Source organism: Winogradskyella endarachnes (genome assembly GCF_009741275.1).
GTDB lineage: Bacteria > Bacteroidota > Bacteroidia > Flavobacteriales > Flavobacteriaceae > Winogradskyella > Winogradskyella endarachnes.
The window spans coordinates 313,605-336,084 of record NZ_WOWS01000001.1; the positions used below are offsets into that span (position 1 = coordinate 313,605).

General features: G+C 31.4%; 22 protein-coding genes and 1 pseudogene. 15 read left to right on the forward strand and 8 right to left on the reverse strand.

Annotated features, from left to right (window positions below):
- Nucleotides 1-48: 48 nt before the first annotated feature.
- The 5 genes from GN138_RS01420 to GN138_RS01440 all read right to left on the reverse strand — a co-directional run bounded on the left by GN138_RS01420 (nt 49) and on the right by GN138_RS01440 (nt 6,790).
- Nucleotides 49-1,458 carry a vanadium-dependent haloperoxidase gene (locus tag GN138_RS01420; RefSeq protein WP_157361530.1) on the reverse strand — a complete coding sequence of 470 codons (1,410 nt, stop codon included), beginning with the start codon at nt 1,456-1,458 and terminating at the stop codon, nt 49-51.
- Nucleotides 1,459-1,624: 166 nt separating this feature from the next.
- A complete protein-coding gene (locus GN138_RS01425; RefSeq protein ID WP_231743038.1) occupies nt 1,625-4,084 on the reverse strand; it encodes a TonB-dependent receptor plug domain-containing protein in 2,460 nt (819 codons plus the stop codon).
- 3 nt (nt 4,085-4,087) lie between these two features.
- Nucleotides 4,088-5,008: a FecR family protein gene (locus GN138_RS01430; protein ID WP_157361532.1), complete on the reverse strand. Its 921-nt coding sequence runs from the start codon at nt 5,006-5,008 to the stop codon at nt 4,088-4,090.
- Nucleotides 5,009-5,067: 59 nt separating this feature from the next.
- On the reverse strand, nt 5,068-5,589 hold the full coding sequence (locus GN138_RS01435) for an RNA polymerase sigma factor (RefSeq protein WP_157361533.1): 522 nt from the start codon (nt 5,587-5,589) through the stop codon (nt 5,068-5,070).
- A gap of 46 nt (nt 5,590-5,635) precedes the next feature.
- Nucleotides 5,636-6,790 (reverse strand): cytochrome-c peroxidase, encoded by a 1,155-nt coding sequence (locus tag GN138_RS01440; protein ID WP_231743016.1) that lies wholly within the window; start codon nt 6,788-6,790, stop codon nt 5,636-5,638.
- A 183-nt stretch (nt 6,791-6,973) separates the two neighbouring features.
- Here GN138_RS01440 and GN138_RS01445 point away from each other — a divergent pair, with 183 nt between their 5' ends.
- Both GN138_RS01445 and GN138_RS01450 read left to right on the forward strand, forming a co-directional pair.
- Nucleotides 6,974-7,600 (forward strand): TetR/AcrR family transcriptional regulator, encoded by a 627-nt coding sequence (locus tag GN138_RS01445; RefSeq protein ID WP_157361535.1) that lies wholly within the window; start codon nt 6,974-6,976, stop codon nt 7,598-7,600.
- Nucleotides 7,601-7,610: 10 nt separating this feature from the next.
- The gene (locus GN138_RS01450; RefSeq protein WP_157361536.1) at nt 7,611-8,096 is read left to right on the forward strand and encodes an Mpo1 family 2-hydroxy fatty acid dioxygenase; all 486 of its coding nucleotides are present in this window, start codon (nt 7,611-7,613) and stop codon (nt 8,094-8,096) included.
- A 10-nt stretch (nt 8,097-8,106) separates the two neighbouring features.
- Here the strand turns inward: GN138_RS01450 and GN138_RS01455 are convergent, their stop codons facing one another.
- Entirely contained in the window at nt 8,107-8,544 is a 438-nt protein-coding gene (locus tag GN138_RS01455) for a TlpA family protein disulfide reductase (RefSeq protein ID WP_157361537.1), read from the reverse strand.
- A gap of 212 nt (nt 8,545-8,756) precedes the next feature.
- Between GN138_RS01455 and GN138_RS01460 the strand changes: the two genes are divergently transcribed.
- Nucleotides 8,757-10,499, forward strand: coding sequence for a chondroitinase-B domain-containing protein (locus GN138_RS01460; RefSeq protein WP_157361538.1), 1,743 nt, complete (start codon nt 8,757-8,759; stop codon nt 10,497-10,499).
- Nucleotides 10,500-10,533: 34 nt separating this feature from the next.
- Here the strand turns inward: GN138_RS01460 and GN138_RS01465 are convergent, their stop codons facing one another.
- Together GN138_RS01465 and GN138_RS01470 are read right to left on the reverse strand one after the other, a co-directional pair.
- Complete coding sequence (locus GN138_RS01465) at nt 10,534-11,400, reverse strand: outer membrane beta-barrel protein (RefSeq protein ID WP_157361539.1); 867 nt, start codon at nt 11,398-11,400, stop codon at nt 10,534-10,536.
- A gap of 221 nt (nt 11,401-11,621) precedes the next feature.
- On the reverse strand, nt 11,622-11,993 hold the full coding sequence (locus tag GN138_RS01470; protein ID WP_157361540.1) for a Fur family transcriptional regulator: 372 nt from the start codon (nt 11,991-11,993) through the stop codon (nt 11,622-11,624).
- 180 nt (nt 11,994-12,173) lie between these two features.
- Here GN138_RS01470 and GN138_RS01475 point away from each other — a divergent pair, with 180 nt between their 5' ends.
- From GN138_RS01475 to GN138_RS01530, 12 genes and pseudogenes are all read left to right on the forward strand, one after another.
- A complete protein-coding gene (locus GN138_RS01475) occupies nt 12,174-12,419 on the forward strand; it encodes a hypothetical protein (protein WP_197429296.1) in 246 nt (81 codons plus the stop codon).
- A gap of 208 nt (nt 12,420-12,627) precedes the next feature.
- Nucleotides 12,628-14,982 carry a TonB-dependent receptor gene (locus GN138_RS01480; RefSeq protein ID WP_317162692.1) on the forward strand — a complete coding sequence of 785 codons (2,355 nt, stop codon included), beginning with the start codon at nt 12,628-12,630 and terminating at the stop codon, nt 14,980-14,982.
- 15 nt (nt 14,983-14,997) lie between these two features.
- Nucleotides 14,998-15,813: a DUF4625 domain-containing protein gene (locus tag GN138_RS01485; RefSeq protein ID WP_231743017.1), complete on the forward strand. Its 816-nt coding sequence runs from the start codon at nt 14,998-15,000 to the stop codon at nt 15,811-15,813.
- Between the two features lie 59 nt (nt 15,814-15,872).
- Nucleotides 15,873-16,352, forward strand: a complete 480-nt coding sequence (locus GN138_RS01490; RefSeq protein WP_157361543.1) for a DUF4625 domain-containing protein — start codon at nt 15,873-15,875, stop codon at nt 16,350-16,352.
- Nucleotides 16,353-16,371: 19 nt separating this feature from the next.
- On the forward strand, nt 16,372-16,776 hold the full coding sequence (locus GN138_RS01495) for a MerC domain-containing protein (protein ID WP_157361544.1): 405 nt from the start codon (nt 16,372-16,374) through the stop codon (nt 16,774-16,776).
- On the forward strand, nt 16,766-17,425 hold the full coding sequence (gene folE / locus GN138_RS01500; RefSeq protein ID WP_157361545.1) for a GTP cyclohydrolase I FolE: 660 nt from the start codon (nt 16,766-16,768) through the stop codon (nt 17,423-17,425). Before GN138_RS01495 ends, folE begins: the two co-directional genes overlap by 11 nt.
- An 18-nt stretch (nt 17,426-17,443) precedes the next feature.
- Complete coding sequence (locus tag GN138_RS01505) at nt 17,444-18,208, forward strand: hypothetical protein (protein WP_157361546.1); 765 nt, start codon at nt 17,444-17,446, stop codon at nt 18,206-18,208.
- A gap of 25 nt (nt 18,209-18,233) precedes the next feature.
- A complete protein-coding gene (locus GN138_RS01510) occupies nt 18,234-18,728 on the forward strand; it encodes a hypothetical protein (RefSeq protein ID WP_157361547.1) in 495 nt (164 codons plus the stop codon).
- A 178-nt stretch (nt 18,729-18,906) separates the two neighbouring features.
- The gene (locus tag GN138_RS01515; protein ID WP_157361548.1) at nt 18,907-20,106 is read left to right on the forward strand and encodes a GTP-binding protein; all 1,200 of its coding nucleotides are present in this window, start codon (nt 18,907-18,909) and stop codon (nt 20,104-20,106) included.
- Nucleotides 20,107-20,118: 12 nt separating this feature from the next.
- Nucleotides 20,119-20,748: pseudogene (locus tag GN138_RS01520) on the forward strand (ABC transporter ATP-binding protein).
- Nucleotides 20,745-22,046, forward strand: a complete 1,302-nt coding sequence (locus GN138_RS01525) for an ABC transporter permease (RefSeq protein WP_157361549.1) — start codon at nt 20,745-20,747, stop codon at nt 22,044-22,046. Before GN138_RS01520 ends, GN138_RS01525 begins: the two are co-directional and overlap by 4 nt.
- Nucleotides 22,036-22,470, forward strand: a complete 435-nt coding sequence (locus tag GN138_RS01530) for a hypothetical protein (RefSeq protein WP_157361550.1) — start codon at nt 22,036-22,038, stop codon at nt 22,468-22,470. Before GN138_RS01525 ends, GN138_RS01530 begins: the two co-directional genes overlap by 11 nt.
- The last annotated feature ends 10 nt before the right edge of the window (nt 22,471-22,480 follow it).

A 22,480-nucleotide genomic window follows, 5' to 3' on the forward strand; every position in this document is an offset into this window, starting at 1 on the left:
AAAAGTCACAATATTTACTATTGTGACTTTCAATGTGTCATAAATGGATTAATTTCCGCTTTGTAAATTTAGATTGTTTACTGCATCTGAAACTTCAAAACCTAGTCTTAGACCTTCTATGGCATCTTGCTCAATATGTACACCTAAAGGCACACGTGAATAGGCGTTTTCATAAGCCATTTCTGTAAATGAAGTAAAACTTCTAGCTGTTCCGTTAAATGATAAGTTTGTAAAACCTGTATATGTATTATCTGTAATACTCATATTATCTGAACCAAAAAAATCAATAAATATACCAGCAGCAGCACCAGCAAATGTAGCATGACCAGATGGATAACTTGGAAAAGCAGGATTGCTACCACTAATAAATTTAGATAAGTTAGTTGTAAAATCTTCATCTATATATTCTCTAATATAATTACTTGGACGTTCTATATTGTAGGTGTATTTATCATCCCAAGCAGAAACAGCGGCATCATTTAGTGCTAATCCTAATCTTAATAAAAGCTCTAACGTTTCGTCATAATCTAAGTCATTTTGTTCTATTAATTGGTTAGCAATAGAGTAGTGCCTTCCTGGTGGACTAATCATTAAACCTTCTACATCATCTGCCCAAAATTCTGCAATCCAAAGATCTTCTCCATTTGTAGCCGCAGCGTTAGTTGTTGACTCATATACATCGTTCATTTGTCTATAATAAAGACTATTAGTATTAGTACTGTGCTGCAAAACAGAATTAAAACTGGTACTACTAGATTGTTGAGGCGTAATAGCAAATGTTCTTACTTCTCTCCAATACGGAAACCATGCATCTTCGTTATCAGCAGCTTCCCAAAGTCCAACCCCTTCTGGTGCTACATAATCATTTGGTGTCTGATTAATAATTTGTTCTTCAGCATCTCTATCGCTTTCTGCATAGTCTATAACACGTTGTGCTACATGTCTTCCCCAACGCTCAGAATTTTCTATTTCATTATCAGTAAGTCCTTGTGTTAATAAAGCCTCTTTTTCGGCTTCAAAAGCTGCAATATTTTGTCTTACTCCTGTCTCCAAACTGTGCATAAAATGATCTATTGCAATAGCGTAGGCTGTATTTAAAGCTAAATTTAGATTTACATTATTCTCATAAACATTATTATTTATATTTAAATTATTAAACCTATTTGTGTTAGAGGTATAATTGTTCATAAACGGAATAGCTGTTTCGTAGCCAGTAAGATGAATATAGGCCAATGATCGTGTTACCGTATTTGGCCGCATGCCAACCGTATATTGATCTAATGTTACCCAAAGTTTACTCCATTCAGTTATGAGTTCTGTGGTATCATCTGATACAATAACGGCCACGCTTGTTGAATTTGAACTTTCACTATCAAATTCTTCATCATTTGTGCACGATTGAAACCCAATTAATAATGCTGTAATAATAAAAGATTTTTTTAGATGTTTTGTGGTCATAATTTTTAAGATTTATGAAATTCGATAAAATAAAATCTAGCTTCGTTGTTAATATATCTGTAATACGAATGAAGTATTATTTTACCCAACCTTAAATTTTAAAAAAAATAAAATAGCTGATTTTAGGAATATGCAAACCAGATTTACACACCTGTTATTCAGGTGTTTAAAAGTAAAAATTCACCTGGAGATTTGGCGAAAATTTTGTACCCTTTCTATACGTGCTTTCTGAAGTATTTTGAAAAATATTAACCGTATTATCTGCATTATAAACATTAAGTATAGATAAACCAATTACTGTTTTTAGAGTTCTTAATGAATTGTAAAAGGTGTAAGACGAAGAAAAATCGAGTTGATGTTGAGCGTCAAAACGATCCGATAAAATTGGATCCAATGTATTGCTATCCGTTTCATCTGGAAATATAACTGGCATACCAGAAAAATATCCCCAAGACAGGGCGAATTTCCATTGCTTAAGATTAAACAATGTTGTAATATTTAATAAATGTGTTTGGTCAAAAAAGGCATCCGTAGTTACACCACTAAAATCAGATTCTGTACTACTTAATGCATAGCTTACCCAAGTTTCTATGTTATTCCAACGCTTTTTTACAAATAAATTAGCACCAGAACTGATAAGACTACCTTGAGCATTATCTGATTTATTAGTAATATGATTAGTCTTTTTACTGTATAATTCTAAATCTATTAACCACTTAGAATTATCATAAACCACACCCAGCATGCCTTGCTTAGCTTTTAAGGTAGAAATATCTTTACTAGGTAAATACCAAAGTTGATTTGTAATATTAAAATCATCAAAATCATTAGTATATTTTTTTTGAATGAACTGATTAGAACTTCCAAAAGATGATTTTAAATATAATCTTTTATTTACAGCAAAACTTGCGGTAAATCTTGGGTTAATATAGAGCTGTTTTGTTGGACTATAATAATTATTATGAAACCCAAAATTGATAATTAAAATGTCTTGCCAGTTTTTTTGAAGTGATAAATAAGAAGAGTGAACGGTAGCACTTTGATTTCGTTTAGAGTCTATACTATTTTCTTGATCAACTTCATTACTAACCAAACTATGTTCTGTTAACGTATAGCCCGTTTCAAACAATAAACTTTTACTATAATTATAAACAACTTCAGTAATTAAACGCGAATCTGTAATGGTATTATCATATTTTTGTCTGCTATTGCGCTCTTCTAAAACAAATCCTTGACTATCACTAACTAGGTACATTTTAGAACGACTTAATCTTAATTCTGAAGTCCATTTTTCAGAAAAATTAGCTGTCCATTTTCCTGTAATTCCCCAATTATCTAGCTCTAAATCTCTAAAATCAGTTTCATTGCTTCCAGAATCTCCTTTAATTTCAGCAGATAAATCATTCTGAATATTTATAAAACTAATAGAAGCGGAATGTTTGTCATTAATTTTATAATTCAATTTAGCATTCATATCAGAAAAGCCCATTTCAAAATCATCTGATGTATTTACTTGGTCTGCTTCAGATTCTAACTTACTACCTTGAAAAATTAGCTCTGAAATAGCTTCTAATTTTGGCGATTTAAATCTAGGATAACTCCCTCTAAAACCTGCTATTAATGATAATTTATCTTCTATAAGTTTCGTTTTTATTGTGGCACCAGAAAATAATGTATTCACAGCCACTTCGTAACGTGTACTATCTAGAATTTTATTTGTGGTTACCATGTCTATAAGTCCACCAACACGACCACCATATTTAGCTGGCAAGGTATTTCGTTGCACGTCTACATTAGTTATAACAGAACTATTGTAAGGCGAAATAGCACCCAAAAAATGACCCGAATGATAAATAGGAATATCATCAATCTGTATGAGATTCTGATCGTAAGTACTACCTCTAAAATTAAGGTTTCCAGATTTTCCGCTAGGTGAATGTATACCAGGAATACTATTTAACACATTAAAAATATCACCATCGGTTTCACCTGCTAACAAGCCTAAAGTTTCTGTGTCTATTTGTAATATATGGTTACTTATTTTTGCATCAATTCCTTCCGTTAAATAACTTTTTAAAATTACACCATCTAAATGAAACTGCTCCTTATAGAATTTTAGTGTTTTAGCAGATTTTAGATCTTTTGCCTGAATATGAATATCTTTATGAAAACCAGAATAAATATGAATAGAATCTAAAGGAAACACATCTTTAAGTGTAAAAACACCATTTTGAGCCTTAATATTCAATCGTTTACTTTGGTTTATTTGATAAATTAGTTCTGAAACCGTTTCGTTAGATTCTTCTTCAATAACATTGAAACTTATTGTACTGCGTTCAGGAATTACCATAAAATTAATGGTGTCCTTGGTATCAAAACTCACTGGAATTCGTTGTTGAATAATACTTAAACACGCTTCAATAGTTTCGCAATTAAAATCATACTTTAAAAAGATACCATCAAAAAATGTATGATTGTATGAAAAATTAACATCGAATTTTTTCTCTAGTTCTTCTAATTTATCTGAGAGTTTAATGCCTCTAGTTGTTTGGCACGTACCTAAGTTAATTGCACAACAACAAGCTATAGTAATAATCAGTTTGTATGAGAACACCCTTAAATTCATCAATTAATTAACGGTTACACTGTTGTTATTTACTTTGTAGCTTATCTCCATAGAGGTAAATAAGGTTTCTAAAGCGGTATATAAATCCTTGTGAGTTAAAGTACCTGTAAATTGTAAATCTTGGTATTTACTTGGTAATTCTATATGTACTTCATAATACAATTCTAAATCATTAACAACATCTAAAAGCTTAGTTTCATTATACTTACTAAAGCCTTTAAGCCAATCTGGAGCGTTAGAAGTATGTGTATTGTTTATTAAATGGTCTGCCTTTGCAATTACAGATTCTCCTTTTGTAAGAATTTCTGCATCAGTATTATAAAAAACTTTTACTTTCCCTTCGTAACATTTAACTTCAAAGATTTGTGCTCTAGCATTTACATTAAACTGTGTACCCAAAACATTAATGCTGCCTGTTTCAGTGACCACTTTAAATGGTCTGCCTTTAGTGACATCAAAAAATGCTTGGCCATCTAAGGTAATCGTTCTATTATTTTCCCAATCTTTCTTTTGGTAAGTTACTTTAGATAATGCATCAATTTCTACAACGGAACCATCTGGTAAGGTTATACTTTTAGTCTCTGCTATTTCTGTGGTAATGGTAGTCTCTTTGGTAATAAAATAATTGACAGTAAAATAACCTGCTGTCAACAAAAAGAGTACACTCGCTGCAATACTTAACCAATGTATTTTTGATTGTTTTCTCTGTGGCGCAGGAGTAATTACTAATTTTTTACGCTTTTTTAAATCTTCTAAACCTTTGTTTACATTAAATTTTTCAACTTTCCATGTGCCAATATCATCAACAACCGCTTTTAGATTGTTTAGTTCACCAGAATTTTCAAGTTCAGCTTGCTCTTCGTTTGTTAAACGGTTGTCTAACCAACGTGCTAAAAAATCCTCATCTGTAAATTTACTGTCCACAATTAATACATGTTTAATTCAATTTATATAATATGTTCAATTCTAGTTGTTTACCAATATTAAAAACTACGTTTTTGCAATTCTGTCAATTCTTTTAGCTTCACTAAAGCTTTGGCTATACGCTTTTCTACAGCGGTTTGACTAATATCTAGCCTTAAAGCAATTTCCTTATACGTTAATTTTTCAATTCTATTTAATAAAAAAGCTTCGCGTTGCTTTTCTGGTAAAGCAGAAATAGTGGTTTCTAGTTTTTCTTGAAATTCCTTAGTTCTTAAATGAAAATAAGGATCTTCATGATTGTATGTTTTTACGGTATTCTTTTCAAATTTCAAAGCTACTTTTTTAGATCTTAAATTATCTATAAATAGATTTTTAGCAACAGTGTAAAGAAAACCAACTGCTTTTTCGTAAATGATAGTGCTACATTTAGCCCATAATTTTATAAACGATTCTTGTACAACATCTTCTGCCTGAGCTAAATTGCCAAACTTATAATATAGATGATTTCTTAAACCTTCAGCATGTGTTTTATATAAATTATTATATACATCTTCATCACAAACAGAAATAAGCTTATTCATTAAATATCGTTAATTAATGAGTAAATATACTTATTTTTATAAGCATTTAATCAGTAAAAGGATCGGCATATTTTTCGTCTGTTATAAATTCTTCATCTGTAAGGGTATGTAAAAAGTCTACCAAAGCCTGCTTATCAGCATCAGAAAGGTTAAGACGACGTACATTGTTTCCTTGTCTTAAGCGATTATCTAAATTAGGATTATTTTGAACACCACTATTGTAATGTTCAATAACTTCTTCTAAGGTTGAAAACCTGCCATCATGCATATAAGGCCCTGTTAAACCAATGTTTCTTAAAGATGGTACTTTAAACTCACCAAGTTCATTGTTATTTCCTGTAATTCCGCCAACACCTAAATCTGTAATTGTAGCATCTAAGCCATTGTTTCTGGCGTCATCACCAACAAATACATTGGTTGCATGGCAATCAAAACAACGTGTTTGGTTACTTAAAAACAGTTGTTTTCCTCTATTTTCAGATGCTGTAAAATTAGGAAAGTTGTTGTTAATATTTTGTGTTTGTGCTAAACCTTCGTCAAACTTAGATTGGTAAGACACCATAGAACGTATAAATTGAGATAAGGCTAAGGCTATTCTCTGGCTTGTTACATTACCATCACCAAATGCATTTGTAAACAAAACCTGATAATAATTTTCTTGTGCTAATTTAGTTTCTAATGCGTCTAACGTCATGCCCATTTCTACTAAATCTTGAATAGGAATCAACGTTTGTGCCTCTAACGTAGCACCACGTTCATCCCAAAAAAAGCGTCCATTTTGGTAAAATCTAGCATTAGCTAAACCCATAGAATTCCTTGGCGTTAATTCACCATTAAAACCAATACTAAACTGATTTGGGTCAGAGAAACCATGTTCTTGCAAATGGCAAGACGCACAGGCAATTGTATTATTTAAAGAGAGCTTTTTATCATAAAATAAAACACGTCCTAAAACGGCACCATCATCTGTAACAGCATTATTGTTAGGTGTGTTGTCTTCATTAAGTACATCGTTATCTAAAAAATAATCAGGCAATACAATGTTAGCATAATTAAAAGGTGAATCAGGAAGGTTAAGAATATTAGAGTCTATTGGTAATTCTTCAGAAATTATTACATCGTCTTCTACAGGTGAATAATCATCTTCATTACAAGACATTACAATAGAACTTATGAGCAAAACAGGAATAAGGTTTTTCATATACATAGATTTAAGTTTGAATTAAAACACAACAGCATTATTGCATCTTTACCTATTGACGTGTAGGTCCTTATTTTACCCAACCCTTAAATAATAAATATTTTATTAATACATGAATTTAGTCAGTGTTTACTAATTATTTTTGTATTCTAGTAATTATGTTCTATATTCGTAACCATCATTATGAAACATAAAATAAAAACAGAAGCGATTTCGTTATTTAACACCTTAGGATTTTCGGTAGTTTCTATGAAACAAATAGCCGATAAACTGGGAATTAGTGCAGGAAATTTAAGGTATCATTATCTAAACAAGGAAGCTTTACTAAAGGTAATTTACACGGAAATGTACAATGAAACCTTAGATTACATTCTTCCTGAGAACACCTACATTACATTGTTTCATTTTGAAGAAATGATGCAGAAATTTGATAATCTGCAACAACGTTATGCCTTTTTTTTTAAAGAAATAGTACACATTTCTACGGTTTATCCTGGCATTTCAAAACAATATGAAGCATCTAATTTGGTGCGTTTTAAAGATGCCAGAAAACTAATTGATTACTATATAGAATCGGGTAGAATGGTACCAGAAAACCAAACTATAGACTACGATAAGGTGATTTATACCATATGGATGATCAGTACATTTTGGCAAGCCCAAAAACAAATAATGAAGACAGAACAGTACAAGGTTAACAAACGACCTTCTATAGAAATTCAGTGGAATCTACTTTTACCATATTTAACGGAAAAAGGATTAAACGAATACCAAGAACTCCGAAAATTTATTAAAACAACAACAAATTAAATACTACTAAATGAGAAAAATAGATGCCCTTTTAAGCGAATACGCAGTAAGTCACCAAACCAAATTAAATATTGCCATACACTATGTTTGTGTACCACTTATCTTTTTTAGTCTTATTGGGTTATTGGCTAGTATTCCTGTACCAGAAGCTATACGTACTGTTTTCCCTGATGTTTTAGCACCTTACATGCATTTTGGAACGCTTGTCATTGTATTAGGACTCATCTACTATTTACGTTTATCACTTGTATTATTTATTGGTATGCTGGTATTTTCTGCGATTGTACTTTTAACAATAGATCAAATTTCGTTATTACAATTTGCACCACTTTGGCAAATAATGCTTGGTATTTTTGTAGTGTCTTGGATAGGCCAATTTATAGGTCATAATCACGAGGGTAAAAAGCCATCCTTCTTAAAAGATTTACAGTTTTTAATGATTGGTCCTGCATGGACAATGAGTCATTTATTTGACGCTTTTAAAATTAAGTTTTAATTAATGTCTATTAGCTTTTAACCAAACTTTCTAAAGCATAATACAACCGATTTTTTGCATTGGATTGGGACCCAAAAACAGAACGAAAAAGTTCACCTTGTTCCGTAAATAGTAACCATTGAGGTGTGCCTTCTGCATTAAACTGGTCATAGACTTTATGATCTTTATCAATGTAAATAGGGAAAGGAATCTCTCCACTTGTAAATATGCTTTTAATAGTGGTTTTAGAACCTTCTCTACCTACAAAATCTGCATGAATACCAACAACCTGAATCTCAGCAAAAATTTGTTGAAACTCGTAAGCCAAAGGAATAGCACGCCCTGTACAACCCAAACAATCATTGTTATAGATAATAACCAACAAAATTTTGCTGTTGTAAACTTGCATTAGGTTTACAGGATTATTGTCTAAATCTAAAACGTTTATGGTTGGGGATGAGTTTTGCATTAGTGATAAATTTAGATTACCGAAATTTGAGCAAATTTAGTTACTTTATTGAATGGTTAAACCAAATAAGAATTCAAAATCCTCAAGTAATATAACTAAACAACTAAGTATCCAACTATTTATCCTTCAAAACAACAGAATTATAGTATTTATAACATAAAATTCAATATTTTTGAAATTGGTTAACCAATTTTACTTTTTATTGTCTTGTTATGAAAAATTATCTCTACCTCTTTTTTTGCCTAACATTTATTAGTATTAATGCCCAAGTGGTTAGCTCTACAACCGAGTTATTAAATGCAGTCTCTAATGCACAATCAGGCACTGTTATAGAAATCGCAGATGGTACTTACAATAATGTACTATTATCTATTAATGTAAATGCTACAGAAACGCAACCTTGTATTATTAAAGCTCAAAATCCTGGCAATGTATTTTTTGAAGGTCGTTCTCATATAAGTTTAGGCGGTTCTTATATTATTTTTGAAGGTATTGTTTTTCAAAATGCATCAGGTCTTATAACCACCAATGATAGAATAGAGCCTGTAATAGAATTTAGAGATACAAGTAATAATGATTGTGTGAATTGCCATGTAAGAAACATAAAAATTGATAGCTATAATGGTACATTAAGTCAAGCGGAAGACATTTTTAAGTGGATTATTATTTATGGCGAATATAATGAGGTGAGTTATTGCTCTTTTATTGGTAAAAACGGTGTTGGTAGCATTATTAATGATAATCATAATAATTCAACGCCAGATTATTCTAAAATACATCATAACTATTTTGCAGACAGAGTACCAGTTAATAATGATGTTAATGGCTTAAACGACCAAGATGCTATTAGAATAGGAACGAGTAGTACTTCACTTTCAGACTCATTTACAGAAGTGTATGATAATTTGTTTTACAATTGGTCTGGTGAAGTTGAAATTATTTCAAACAAATCTGGAAGCAATAAATATTACAACAATACTTTTAGAGATTACCAAGGCACATTAACCTTAAGACATGGTAATAATGCTGAAGTCTTTGGAAACTTCTTTTTTGGAAATGAAAACTCATTTTCTGGAGGTGTGCGCGTTATTGGTGAAAATCATAAAGTTTACAATAATTACTTTGAAGGATTAAGATATAGAAAACCAGGTGGGTCAGGCTCTAGCACAACAGGTGCCTTAAATGTAATGAATGGCCAAGTAAATTCTGCATTATCTGGTTATTATCAAGTAAAAAATGCAATTGTAGTTAATAATACGCTTGTAAATTGCGATTTAGGTATTAGAATTGGCACCAGTTTAAGTGGCGCAACGTTGGCACCAGAGAATATTATTGTTGCTAACAATATAATATTAGATTCAGAAGATAATGCATTTCAAGAAGTAACAGCACCAACAGGAACATCTATTTACGAAGGTAACATTACTCAAAATGGAAGCTGGGATTTAACCAATGGAGTTAACTCAAATCAAACTGTTACATCTGGACTTTTAACTAGTGGAACCGATTTTTACACCATAGAAAGCGGAAGTGCAGCAATTGATGCTGGTCTTGGCAGTTTTTCATTTTTAACAGAAGATATTTTACATGGCAATAGAGATGCTAATATTGATGCTGGTGCTGAAGAATTTGGAGCCAACGGTAATAAAGGACCTTACAACGTTGCCGATGTGGGTACAACACTGGGTTTTGGCGCATTAAATGCCTTATCTATTTCAGAATCTGAATTTATAACAGACCCGTTAAATGTATTCCCAATACCAACACAAAACACGTTAACGGTTTCTAAAACACGCAACAACATTGGGACTCTTAAAGTGTACAACTTACAAGGGCAGTTATTAATTTCTAAACACATAGAGCAACAAACTATTAATCTAGATTTAGTTGGTTTTACCTCTGGCGTTTATATTTTAAAAACAACAGATCAAAGTATTCGTTTTGTAATTGAATAAATCTAATTAAAAATAGACTAGGAGCGAGGTCAACTTATTTGTTAGTTGACGCAGCACGTTTAAATTTATAGATAATACCAATATTTATCCCAAAAGAAGAATACGGTACTTTTACAGCCAGTTCCTTTGAAGTATCTGTATTATCGCTAGACAGATAATCCACATAATGTGTAACACGATTTACACCTGCTGGTAAATTATCTAAAGAATACAGTCCGCTCACGGCAACGGTTCCATCTGCTAAAACCACATTGGTATTAAATTCTGTAATCTCAGAATCTTTTCGTTTTAAGCTAATTCCATAATATTCAGCTTCTGCAAAAACACTAAAGTTAGCATTTAAATCATGTCTGTAACCAATGGAAGCAACAAAACCCAAAGGAAATTGTCCATGAAAATCTTCTACATAATCTGTTTCTGAATAAGAACCAAAAGGCACACCAAAAGCTTCAGCTTCAGCTTCAGAAAACGTCACTTTTTGATTCACTACAGCTTCTGTTTTACCGCCTAATTTAACTAATGCACCAAGACGTGTGTACACATTCTCATTAAACTTATAAATCACTGACATTGAAGCGCCAAAAGCACGTGCTCGAGCAATAGCATCTACTTCATAACCTGTTAATCTCACTTTAGACACTGTTTGGTCAGAACCATATAAGTAACCAATACTTAAATCTGTTCCAAGATGCTCATTAAAATAATACGCACCACGTATTTGTGTATTAATTCCTTCTCCATAGCTGCCATAGCTATTTTCTGTTCCGTCTGCTGTTTGCGTTTCTCCAAGTTTCATTCCTGCACTTCCAATAGCATAGCCACCACTTAGAGATATTTCAAACTGAGCATACGCGCTTGTACTTAAAAGTATTGCAGAAAGCGCTATTATAAATTGTTTCATAATTAAAGTTTATTATAAAAATAAAGTTATCGACTTAAAAATTAAATAGGCACAAAATTACTGATATTAAGCAGATTGTACTATTAAAACTTATGTAAAAATTGAAGTTATTTTAAAACAATATATTACACTGAAAAACAGAAGCATAAAAGAAATACTTGTTTAAGAATCAGCGTTATTAAATTAAAAGTTTAAGGTAGAATACTAAAATTTCGATTGCATTAGACGCAAGTTTTACATACACCAGAGATTACACAATTCATATTTTCTACAAGATAACCTTTTGGTATCGCCAAATTGACTTCTACAGGCAAACATTCTACAGTTTCACATTGAGTGCACCTAAAGTGGAAGTGATCATGATTATGTTGTTCTTCGCAATCATTACATAAGGCAAAATACTGTTTGCCATTTTCGGCAACAATTTTATGCAAAACGCCATCATCGCAAAATCGATTCAATACTCTGTAAATCGTCGCTCTGTTAATATCTATAGAAATTTGCTGTTCTATAGCGTCTTGACTCATAGCTTTTCCTGCTTTAGTTAATACCTCTAAAACAGCTTCTTTAGTTGGTGTTTTTCTTCTTTTCATACTAATGCGATTTATATGCATTATATTATTGCGATTCTATTGCAATAATAAAAAATAATAATATCTTTGCATACATAATACTTATAAATTTAAGTTATTTAGCGCAATTCTTTAATGAAAACCAGTGTTTTAAAACATAGTATCACGTATTTTTTCCTGATTCTTTTTCTTTCAATGAAAATGGTAGGATTACATGCATTATCACACATAGATGATAACGATGATCATGATACGCACTGTGAAATTTGTGATTTTACGCTTACTCAAAATCTAACACCTGCACTTGCTCCAGAAGTTCAATTAGTTTCAATAGAAAATACAGAGACAATACTTCACCAAGAGGTTATTAATATCTACACTTTTGCAGGTATTAATTCTTATTCTGTTAATCAATTATTTTCTAGACCACCTCCTTATTCTGTATAAATTCTGCAATACATAGTTTCTGTATTTCTACATTCAACGTCTTTAATGATAAGGTGATTTATATTGTAAAAACACTATTCAATAGTCATTAAAAAGCCATGCAAAACGTGGAGAAACACCATACATAAACTGTTAGTATTACTAATTAACGTTCGCTCCTAAGAACAAATTTCAATTTCTATTTAATCTCAGTATGTTTTATAAAACAGTGAGTCTTTGGCTAAGTATTAGTCTCAGTTCTGTAGTGTTTGCACAACATAGCTTTAACATAAAAGGTGTAGTGCTAGATTCTAAAACCCTTCAACCTATTGAAGGTGTTAATATTATTGGTGAGAATTTATTTGCAGTAACAGCTTCAACAGGAACATTCAGTATTAGCGATGTTTCAAAAGGCAATTATAACTTTAAAATATCTCACATTAGATATTCACCAAAAATTGTTTCTGTTGTAGTGTCTTCAGACATGGAACTTATAAAAGTGGTATTAGAAGAATCTACCACCAGTTTAAACGAAATAGCCGTTACAGGACAAACTAAAAAACGCTTAGCAAAAGAAACACCAATCGTCACCGAATTAGTTTCTAAAGAATATTTAGAAACCAATAGAGAGAACAGTTTAATGCAAACACTAAGTAAAATACCAGGCGTTAGTACCATTAAAATAGGTTCTGGTCAGTCTAAACCAGTAATTAGAGGTTTAGGTTTTAATAGAGTAGTAGTGGTACAAAATGGTGTAAAGCACGAAGCACAACAATGGGGAAATGATCATGGTTTAGAAATAGATCAATATGGTATTGAAAATATAAAAATAATTAAAGGTGCTGCATCTTTGGTTTATGGCTCAGATGCAATTGCAGGCGTTGTAGATATTGAACCTAATAAAGTACCATTAGCACACTCATTTAATGGCGAGGTGAATCTATTAGGTGAAACCAATAATGATTTGTTAGGTATATCTCTTGGTCTTCAAAAACGAAACGAAAAATGGTTTTATCGTACACGCTTGACTTATAGAGATTATGGTGACTACAAAGTACCGACCGAAAAGATAAATTATGAAAACTACATTTTTGAGCTTCATGATAATAATTTAAGAAATACAGCGGGTAGAGAAGCAAATGCTAATTTTAGTATAGGGTACACGTCTAAAAACATAACCTCAGAAACCTTTATAAGTAATGTATATGCTAAAAACGGTTTTTTTGCCAATGCACATGGTTTAGAAGTTAGAGTTTCTGAGATAGATTACGACGCTTCTAATAGAGATATAGATTTACCATACCATAAAGTGAATCATTTTAAAATCATCAACAACACCTCTATAGAATTTAACAATCACACATTATTGTTTGATGTTGGTTATCAAAATAACCATCGCGAAGAGCATACAGAACCAACCTCGCATGGTTATATGCCTAAACCAGACGATACTAAAGAGCGCGAGTTTGTTAAAAACACTTATTCTTTAAATATTAAAGACACGTTTAAACCCAATGAAAAACACACTGTTGTAGCAGGTATTAACACCGAATACCAAAATAACAACATTGGTGGTTGGGGATTTTTAATTCCGGAATACAATCGTTTTACTATTGGTGCTTTTGCTTTTGATACTTATAAAATCAATACAGATTTACATCTTTTAGCTGGTGCTCGCTACGATTTTGGAATTTTAGAAACTAAATCTTACAACGATTGGTTTCAATCTACAGTAAATAACGAAGATGGTTCAACCTCGTATATCTATTTGCAAAGAGCGCAAAACAAAACGCTGAATTTTGGCAACATTAGTGCGTCTTTAGGCTTAAGTTATATACAAAACAATACTACTTATAAATTTAATATTGGTAAGAGTTTTAGAATGCCTTTAGCTAATGAATTAGCTTCCGATGGTGTTAATTATCACATGTATCGTTATGAAAAAGGAAACCTAGATTTAGACCCAGAACAATCGTATCAATTAGATATTGATGTTAGTCATAAATTTAAAAATAGTAGTATTGGTATTAGCCCATTTATCAACTTCTTTGATAATTATATTTATCTAAATCCTACGTCTAATTACTTTCAAACCCAACAAATTTACGAATACACGCAGGCCAAAGTTTTTAGGTTTGGCGGTGAATTTAGAGCCAGTACTACGATTTTTGACAACTTACAATTAAATGTAGCGGCAGAGTACATTTATGCTAGGCAAACCAGTGGACCTAAAAAGGATTTTACATTACCGTTTTCACCACCTTTTTCTACGTTAATAACTGCTAATTATCAATTTAAAGATTTAGGTTTATTAAAAGCTCCTAGTCTTACGGCAGATTTTAGAATTACAGCCGATCAAAACGAAATAGTACCACCTGAAGAAACCACCGAAGGTTATGAGGTGCTAAATATGTCCTTTATAACATCAATTTCTGCTCTAAAAAAGAGTGCCCCACTCCAAATCAGATTGAAATTAAATAATGTTTTCAATACTGAATATTATGATCACACTAGCTTTTACCGCTTAATAGATGTGCCAGAGGCTGGCAGAAACATATCAATAGCGTTAACACAAACTTTTTAATACTTAAAAACAAAAATGAAAACTATTACTTTAAACTTAAAATCAAAAATGATGAAAATTAAATCTAATTTCAAATTAATAGCCATTACGCTTTTCCTTGGTACATTTTTATACTCATGTAGCAGTGATGATGATGGCTCGTCTTCAAATGCTCCAGTTATTTCAAATTTTGAATATGGAGAAGGAAGTACTCACTCTACGGACCAAGTTGCTTACAAAGGTTCAGACATTCATATTGAAGCTGATATTACTGCAGAAGAAATTGTAAGTAGTATTACACTATCTATTCATGCGCATGATTTAACGCCTGGTGATGATGAAGAAGATTGGGATTTTGTACAAGTTTTTACAGACAGTAACTACATGGCAATCAATCCAACTTTCCATGAGCATATAGATGTGCCAACAAATATTCCTTCAGGAGAATATCATATAGAATTATTAGTTACTGATGAATTAGGAAACAGCACAGAAGTAGAAGGCTATATTCAGATTTTAGACTATATCACATTGAGTGAAATTTCAATAGATGCTACGGTTGCAAGAGGTAGCGATATGCATACTGAGTTTATGATAACTGCGGTTAACGGAATTCATAATATTAGTGTTGATATCCATGCACATGATCTTACACCTGTTGATGGTGAAGTTGAATGGGACTATGAAGCTGTTTTTGAAGAAGGCTATCATGAATTAACAGAAGCTGATTTTCACGAACATATTGATGTACCTGCAACAGCTCCGGCTGGTGAATATCATGTAATATTTACAGTAGAAGATGAAGATGGTAATACAGAAGAATATGAAACACATATTGATGTTACAGAATAACACATAATAATGATATCGCATAGCATTTTAATATGTTATCCGATTTTATAACGCATACTATGAAACTTACAATTAAACATTTCTACTTTTTAGCTTTTCTAATTCTAGTAACATCGTGTTCTAGCGATGATGACAATACAACAGATTTAGACAAACCTACAATTTTAGTTAATTATGATGGTGGATTTCCACAGGCGTGCCAAGAACTAAGTAAAGGTGAAACCTACAGTTTTAGTGCCTTAGTTATAGATAATTTAGAATTAGCATCTTACAGTATAGATATACATAATAATTTTGACCATCACACACATGATGATCAAGAGGCGACATGTGAATTGGATCCTATTAAAGACCCAATAAACCCATTTATTTTTATAGAAAATTACGCTATTGAAGCCGGATTAACAAGCTATGAAATTAATGTAAGTATTGATATACCAAATGACATAGATTCTGGTGATTACCATTGCTCTTATTCCGTAACTGACGTTACAGGTTGGCAAAGGATTACTTCTTTAGATATAAAAATAATAGACTAATTAATACTCATAATTATATATGATATCCATAAATCAAAAACCCGATATTTTGGGAACCTTTGCAAGTTCATTATGTCTTATACATTGTGTAGCTACACCTTTTATTTTTATTGCACATTCTTGTGCAGCATCTTGCAGTACAACAGCACCAATTTGGTGGAAATCTATTGATTATATTTTTTTAGTGATTTCATTTTTTGCCATTTATTGGTCCACTAAAACAACCTCTATAAACTGGATAAAACCAATGCTCTGGCTAAGTTGGCTAGGTTTAGTATTTGTAATTCTAAATGAGAAACTAGAGTTAATCCCTTTGGCAGAAAGTGCTATATATTTTCCGGCAATTGCTTTAGTAATATTACATCTCTACAATAGAAAATACTGTAAATGTGAAACCGATAAATGTTGTGTAAATGAAAACTAAAGACCAAATTGAAATTACTGGTGACAACCATATATCAACAAGTGTAGAAACACCTTTAAGGACCGATGCTTTTAAAAAAACTGATGACGAAAAAATAAAAAACATCGAGCATCATTTTAAGATGATCATGGAAGAAATTGGGCTCGACTTAACAGATGATAGCTTGTCTGGCACACCATATCGTGTAGCAAAAATGTATGTAAAGGAGTTGTTTTATGGGCTCAACCCAATAAATAAACCAAAACTTTCTGTATTTGAAAATAAGTATGGCTATAACAAAATGCTAATAGAACAGCATATTAATATAGACTCCGCTTGCGAGCATCATTTTCTGCCTATAGTAGGTTATGCAGATGTCGCTTACATACCAAAGGATAAAGTTATTGGCTTATCTAAAATTAATCGTTTGGTAGATTATTATGCGCGTAGACCACAAGTACAAGAACGCTTAGTACTACAAATTCTAAATGATTTACAAACTGTTTTAGAAACCGAAGATGTTATAGTATCTGTAACTGCAAAACACTTATGTGTATCATCTAGAGGTATAAAAGATAAAGAAAGTTTTACCACAACTATTGAATATGGAGGTCAATTTAATAAACCTAAAATAAGGGCTGATTTCTTTAATTCACTTCAAAATAAATAATCACAAAAAACGATAACCATGAAAATTAAAGACACAGTAAACAAACATTATCCTGCTGCAAAAACTGGAGCAGAAATTACAGAAAGTTATTTATCACTTTTAGAAACGGAATACAAATCTGACTTAAAAAAAATGTTGTTTGCAACATCTGTTTGCTCCGATGATGTTAATGTTTCAACAGACTTCCGTAAAGTATTAAGTAGACCATTTACCATGGGAGGTTTAGGAGGATTGCCATTTTCTGGTTTTACAGGCATGGTTGCTTTTTCTCACCATATTCCAGATGGAGGAGACGCCTTTATTTTTTATGGTCCACATATTGGTATAACAGACGAAGGTGAATTGGGCAGAATGCGCAGAATAGGCCAATCGCGTTTAACAAATAGTTGTGGTGCTCTAATGCTCGCATTAGAACGATTTCAAAAAAGTGACGAAGAACCAACTTACGTACCTCAAAATGTGTATTACGATCAACAACAAATACAATTAGAACAATCTCTTATGCCTTTTAAGCATGATATTGTTAATGCTAATAATCCAAAAAAAGCTATAACTGATTATACTTATGTAGCCATAAATAAGCAGATAAAGCAATTGGTAAAAATGAGTATAAACGAGTTTTCATGTGAAAGAATATTTTTACTTGGTGGCGTAATTATAAATACAAGTGAAGCATTTAACGATTATGTTGATGTTAGAAACTTTGATGTAATACATACCAAAAATCCAGACCACTTTGAATCGGTATCAATTATGGAAACAGAAGCATTTAAAAACTTATAAACCTTGCTTAAATTGGCCTACGATTATGCAAAACAATCTATTCCTTGTGTGTCCTACAGATAATTTAGAACCTGTAATTAATACCATGTTTAGTTACGAAAATTATTTTTACACCTCTTTGGGAAATACATTTTCTCAAGATAAAAGAATCTTGGACAATCTAAGTGAATTGATTATAACTAAACAAATTGGTAACATATTCTTTATACTCTCTAGCAAAAACAAAATTATTTTAGACGCTTTAGGGCACCAATTTTTTAAAAATATAACTGGCCTAGAACAGCTTTACAACAAAATTGAAGAGCAAAAAGGGTACTCCAAGTTTTGGAATAATAATCAATTTCAAAACTTGTTGTTTTCCTATTATTTGAATGATAAAATTAATGAGCTTAATTATAATTTGAATGATTCCTTATTTCAACCAGTAACTATTAAAGGGCAAATTTATAATGCGCAACACAATAAGTTTTATCCTATTTATTCCAATTTAATCTGTAGAGAAAAATTTTATTTTAATTAAAAGACAACCCTAAAGATGGTTTATTATGGGTAAATCATAAATATATTCATCCCTTTATATCTCAAATTATATCAAAAATCGCAACCCAAAACAAGCTAGAATCAAAGCTGGAGATTTAATTGAAAAAATGAATAAACTCAATCAAATAGAATTATAATTTATATTAAATAAGAAGATTATGAATAAATTACCAGTTACCGTTTTAAGTGGTTTTTTAGGAGCCGGAAAAACAACTTTACTCAATCACGTTTTACACAATAAAGAAGGTTTAAAAGTAGCCGTTATTGTAAATGATATGAGTGAAGTAAATATTGATGCTCAGTTTATTGAAAATGAAAACACTTTATCTAGAACCGAAGAGAAACTTGTAGAAATGTCTAACGGTTGTATTTGCTGTACATTACGAGAAGACTTAATGATAGAAGTAGAGAAGCTTGCCAAACAAAATAAATTCGACTATCTATTAATAGAAAGTACTGACATAAGTGAGCCTATTCCTGTGGCACAAACTTTTACTTTTGAGAGCGAAGATGGTAGCATAGACTTAAGTCGTTTTAGCTATATAGATAATATGATTACGGTTGTGGATGCTTTTAATTTCTTAAAAGATTTTTCTAGTGCAGATTATTTAGCATCAAGAGAATTAACAAATATTGAAGGCGATGACAGAACCATTGTAAACCTATTAACGGATCAAATTGAGTTTGCCAATGTTATCTTGTTAAATAAAGCAGACTTAGTTTCAGAAGATAACTTAGAAGAACTACGAGCTATAATCCATAAATTAAATCCGGAAGCCAAAATTATTACTACAACCAACTCTAACGTAGATTTAGAATATGTGATAAATACAGGTTTATTTGATTATGAAAAGGCCGAAGCTTCTGCAGGTTGGGTAAAAGAATTAGAAAATGAACATATCCCAGAAACCGAAGAATATGGTATTAGTTCTTTTGTTTTTAGAAGTAAAAAACCGTTTCATCCAGAGCGTTTTCTTACGTATTTAAATCAACGTTTTCCTCAAAATATTATTAGAAGTAAAGGGCTATTTTGGTTGGCTTCAAGATCTAATCAAGCCTTGATATGGAGTTCTGCAGGTGGTTCTTGCAAAGCAGATAATGCAGGCGTATGGTGGGCATCAATGCCTTTTGCCGAGAGGATTAATTATGGCGCCTTTAACGACAATAAAGCACAAATTGAATCGCAATGGGATGCCGTTTTTGGAGATAGAAAAATAGAACTTGTTTTTATTGGTCAGCATATTGATAAAGAATCGATGATTTCAGATTTAGAAGATTGCATTTTAACGGAAACAGAAATAAAAATTTGGCAAAGTCAATTGTTTCCTCAACAAGACCAATGGCCCATAAATCATTAATTTTGAAATTAGATGTTACAAACTGAGAACCTACAATTTTACTATCGTAAAAAAGATCAACATTTTCGTTTTCCGGATATAGCATTAAAAGAAAAGCAAAAGCTATTAATTTTAGGTGAATCTGGTATTGGTAAAACTACACTTTTACATCTCATTGCTGGTTTAATAAAACCTAAAACTGGTACAATAACTATTAATAATGTGAAGATAAATGAGTTAAAGCAATCTCAGTTAGATGCTTTTAGAGGCGAACAAATAGGACTAATTTTTCAAAAAAACTAAGCCATAAAAGCACTAAATGTTTATGACAATTTAAAGGCACGTCTTCATTTTGCAAATAAACCTATTAATAATCAGTTGATAAATCAATTATTAGAAAACCTAGATTTAATAAATTTAAAAAACAGCACTACTAATACGCTCAGCGAAGGCCAATTACAACGTTTAGGTATTGCCATGGCAGTTGTACACCAACCTAAACTTATTTTGGCAGATGAACCAACATCTAGTCTAGATGATAATAATTGTAGTAGAGTTTTAGAATTATTACAAAAACAAGCAGAAGCATCTCATGCAAATTTAATAGTAATTACCCATGATCATAGAATAAAATCAAAGTTTCAAAATATACTAGAGTTATGATTATTTGGAGAATTAGTATAAAAAATCTTTTTCATAAACCTCTATATACAATATTAAGTATTATATCACTTACCATCAGTATTGGTTTACTTATTTGTATAGAACAAATAGACAATTCAATAAAACAACAATTTAATAATAATTTAGGCCATGCAGATATTGTTATTGGAGCCAAAGGAAGTCCATTACAATTAGTATTAGCATCTGTGCTACATATTGATAATCCTACCGGAAACATTTCCTATGCTGAAGCAAAAAAAATAGCAAAAAATCGCTTAATAAAAACAGCAATTCCTTTATCGTATGGCGATAATTATAAAGGTTATAGAATTGTTGGTACCACAAACGCATTTTCTAAGTTTTATAAGACCAAAATAGCCAAAGGAATCGATTTTAAAAACCCAATGGAGGTCGTTTTAGGTTATAAGGTTGCCAAACAAACTGGTTTAAAAATTGGTGACAAATTTTTAAGTTCTCATGGCTTAAATAGTGATATTGAAGACACACATAATACACCATTAATTGTTGTTGGTATTTATGAAGAATCTCACCAAGTAATAGATCGATTAATTATTACACCCTTAGAAACCGTTTGGGATGTGCACAACCATTCTAATCACACAGAGCACACAGAGCATGCTGAGCATGCTGAGCATAAAGAAACAACAAAAACCAATGATCATCTACACCAAGATATCGATGAAGATCATCATACTGAAACTCACCAACATGCGCATACAAATGAAGAAAATAAAGAAATTACCTCAATGCTCATTAAGTTTAGAAACGCCATGGGACTCATAACTATTCCTAGACAAATTAATGAAAATACAACTATGCAAGCCGCTATACCCAAATATGAAATAGAACGTTTATTTAATTTTACAGGTATTGGTGTTAAGGCTATTTCTTGGGTTGCATATATCATTTTATTCATTTCTAGTTTAATGATATTCATTAATTTATATAAAATGGTTAAAGAACGTGCTTTTGATTTAGCAATGCTAAGAACCTTTGGAGCTAGTAATTTTCAACTCATAAAAATTGTAGCTTTAGAAGGTTTTATTACTAGTATAATAAGTATTGTTTTTGGTGTTTTATTATCGCAAATAGGACTACTTTTAGTACTTCAATTAGTAGATAGTCAATATCAGCAAACTCTAAGATTCAATTTAGAATTTATAAACGTATTTCAAATTGCATTTTGGGTCTTTATATTGGTTATTATAGCTATATGTTTTGCTGTAATACCTATTTTAAAAATGAATCTCTCTAAAATATTATCTAATGAAAACTAAACTCTTTTTACTTTTTATAATAGCTTGTAATCTAAGTATGGCGCAAAAATCTATTACTTGGGATGATCTGGCTGATGTCACTTTTACAGATAAGTATTTTCCTATTTACGAGGAGTACTTTATGTATCCTAATTTTGGAGAAAATGTTAAATCTTTAGATGGCCAACTAGTAGAATTACAAGGTTATTTTTTAAATATTTCTCCAGAAGACAACCTGTATATCTTATCAAAATCTACCATGGCAATGTGTTTTTTCTGTGGTATGGGTGGACCAGAAACAGTGGTAGAATTACGATTAGATGACAACCCTAAATTAAAAACAGATACAGTTGTAAAAATTACAGCAACCCTTCAACTAAATAGCGAAGATGTTGATCATCTCATTTATATTTTAAAAGATTGTAAATTAGAAAAAGTGAATTAAAAAAATAACA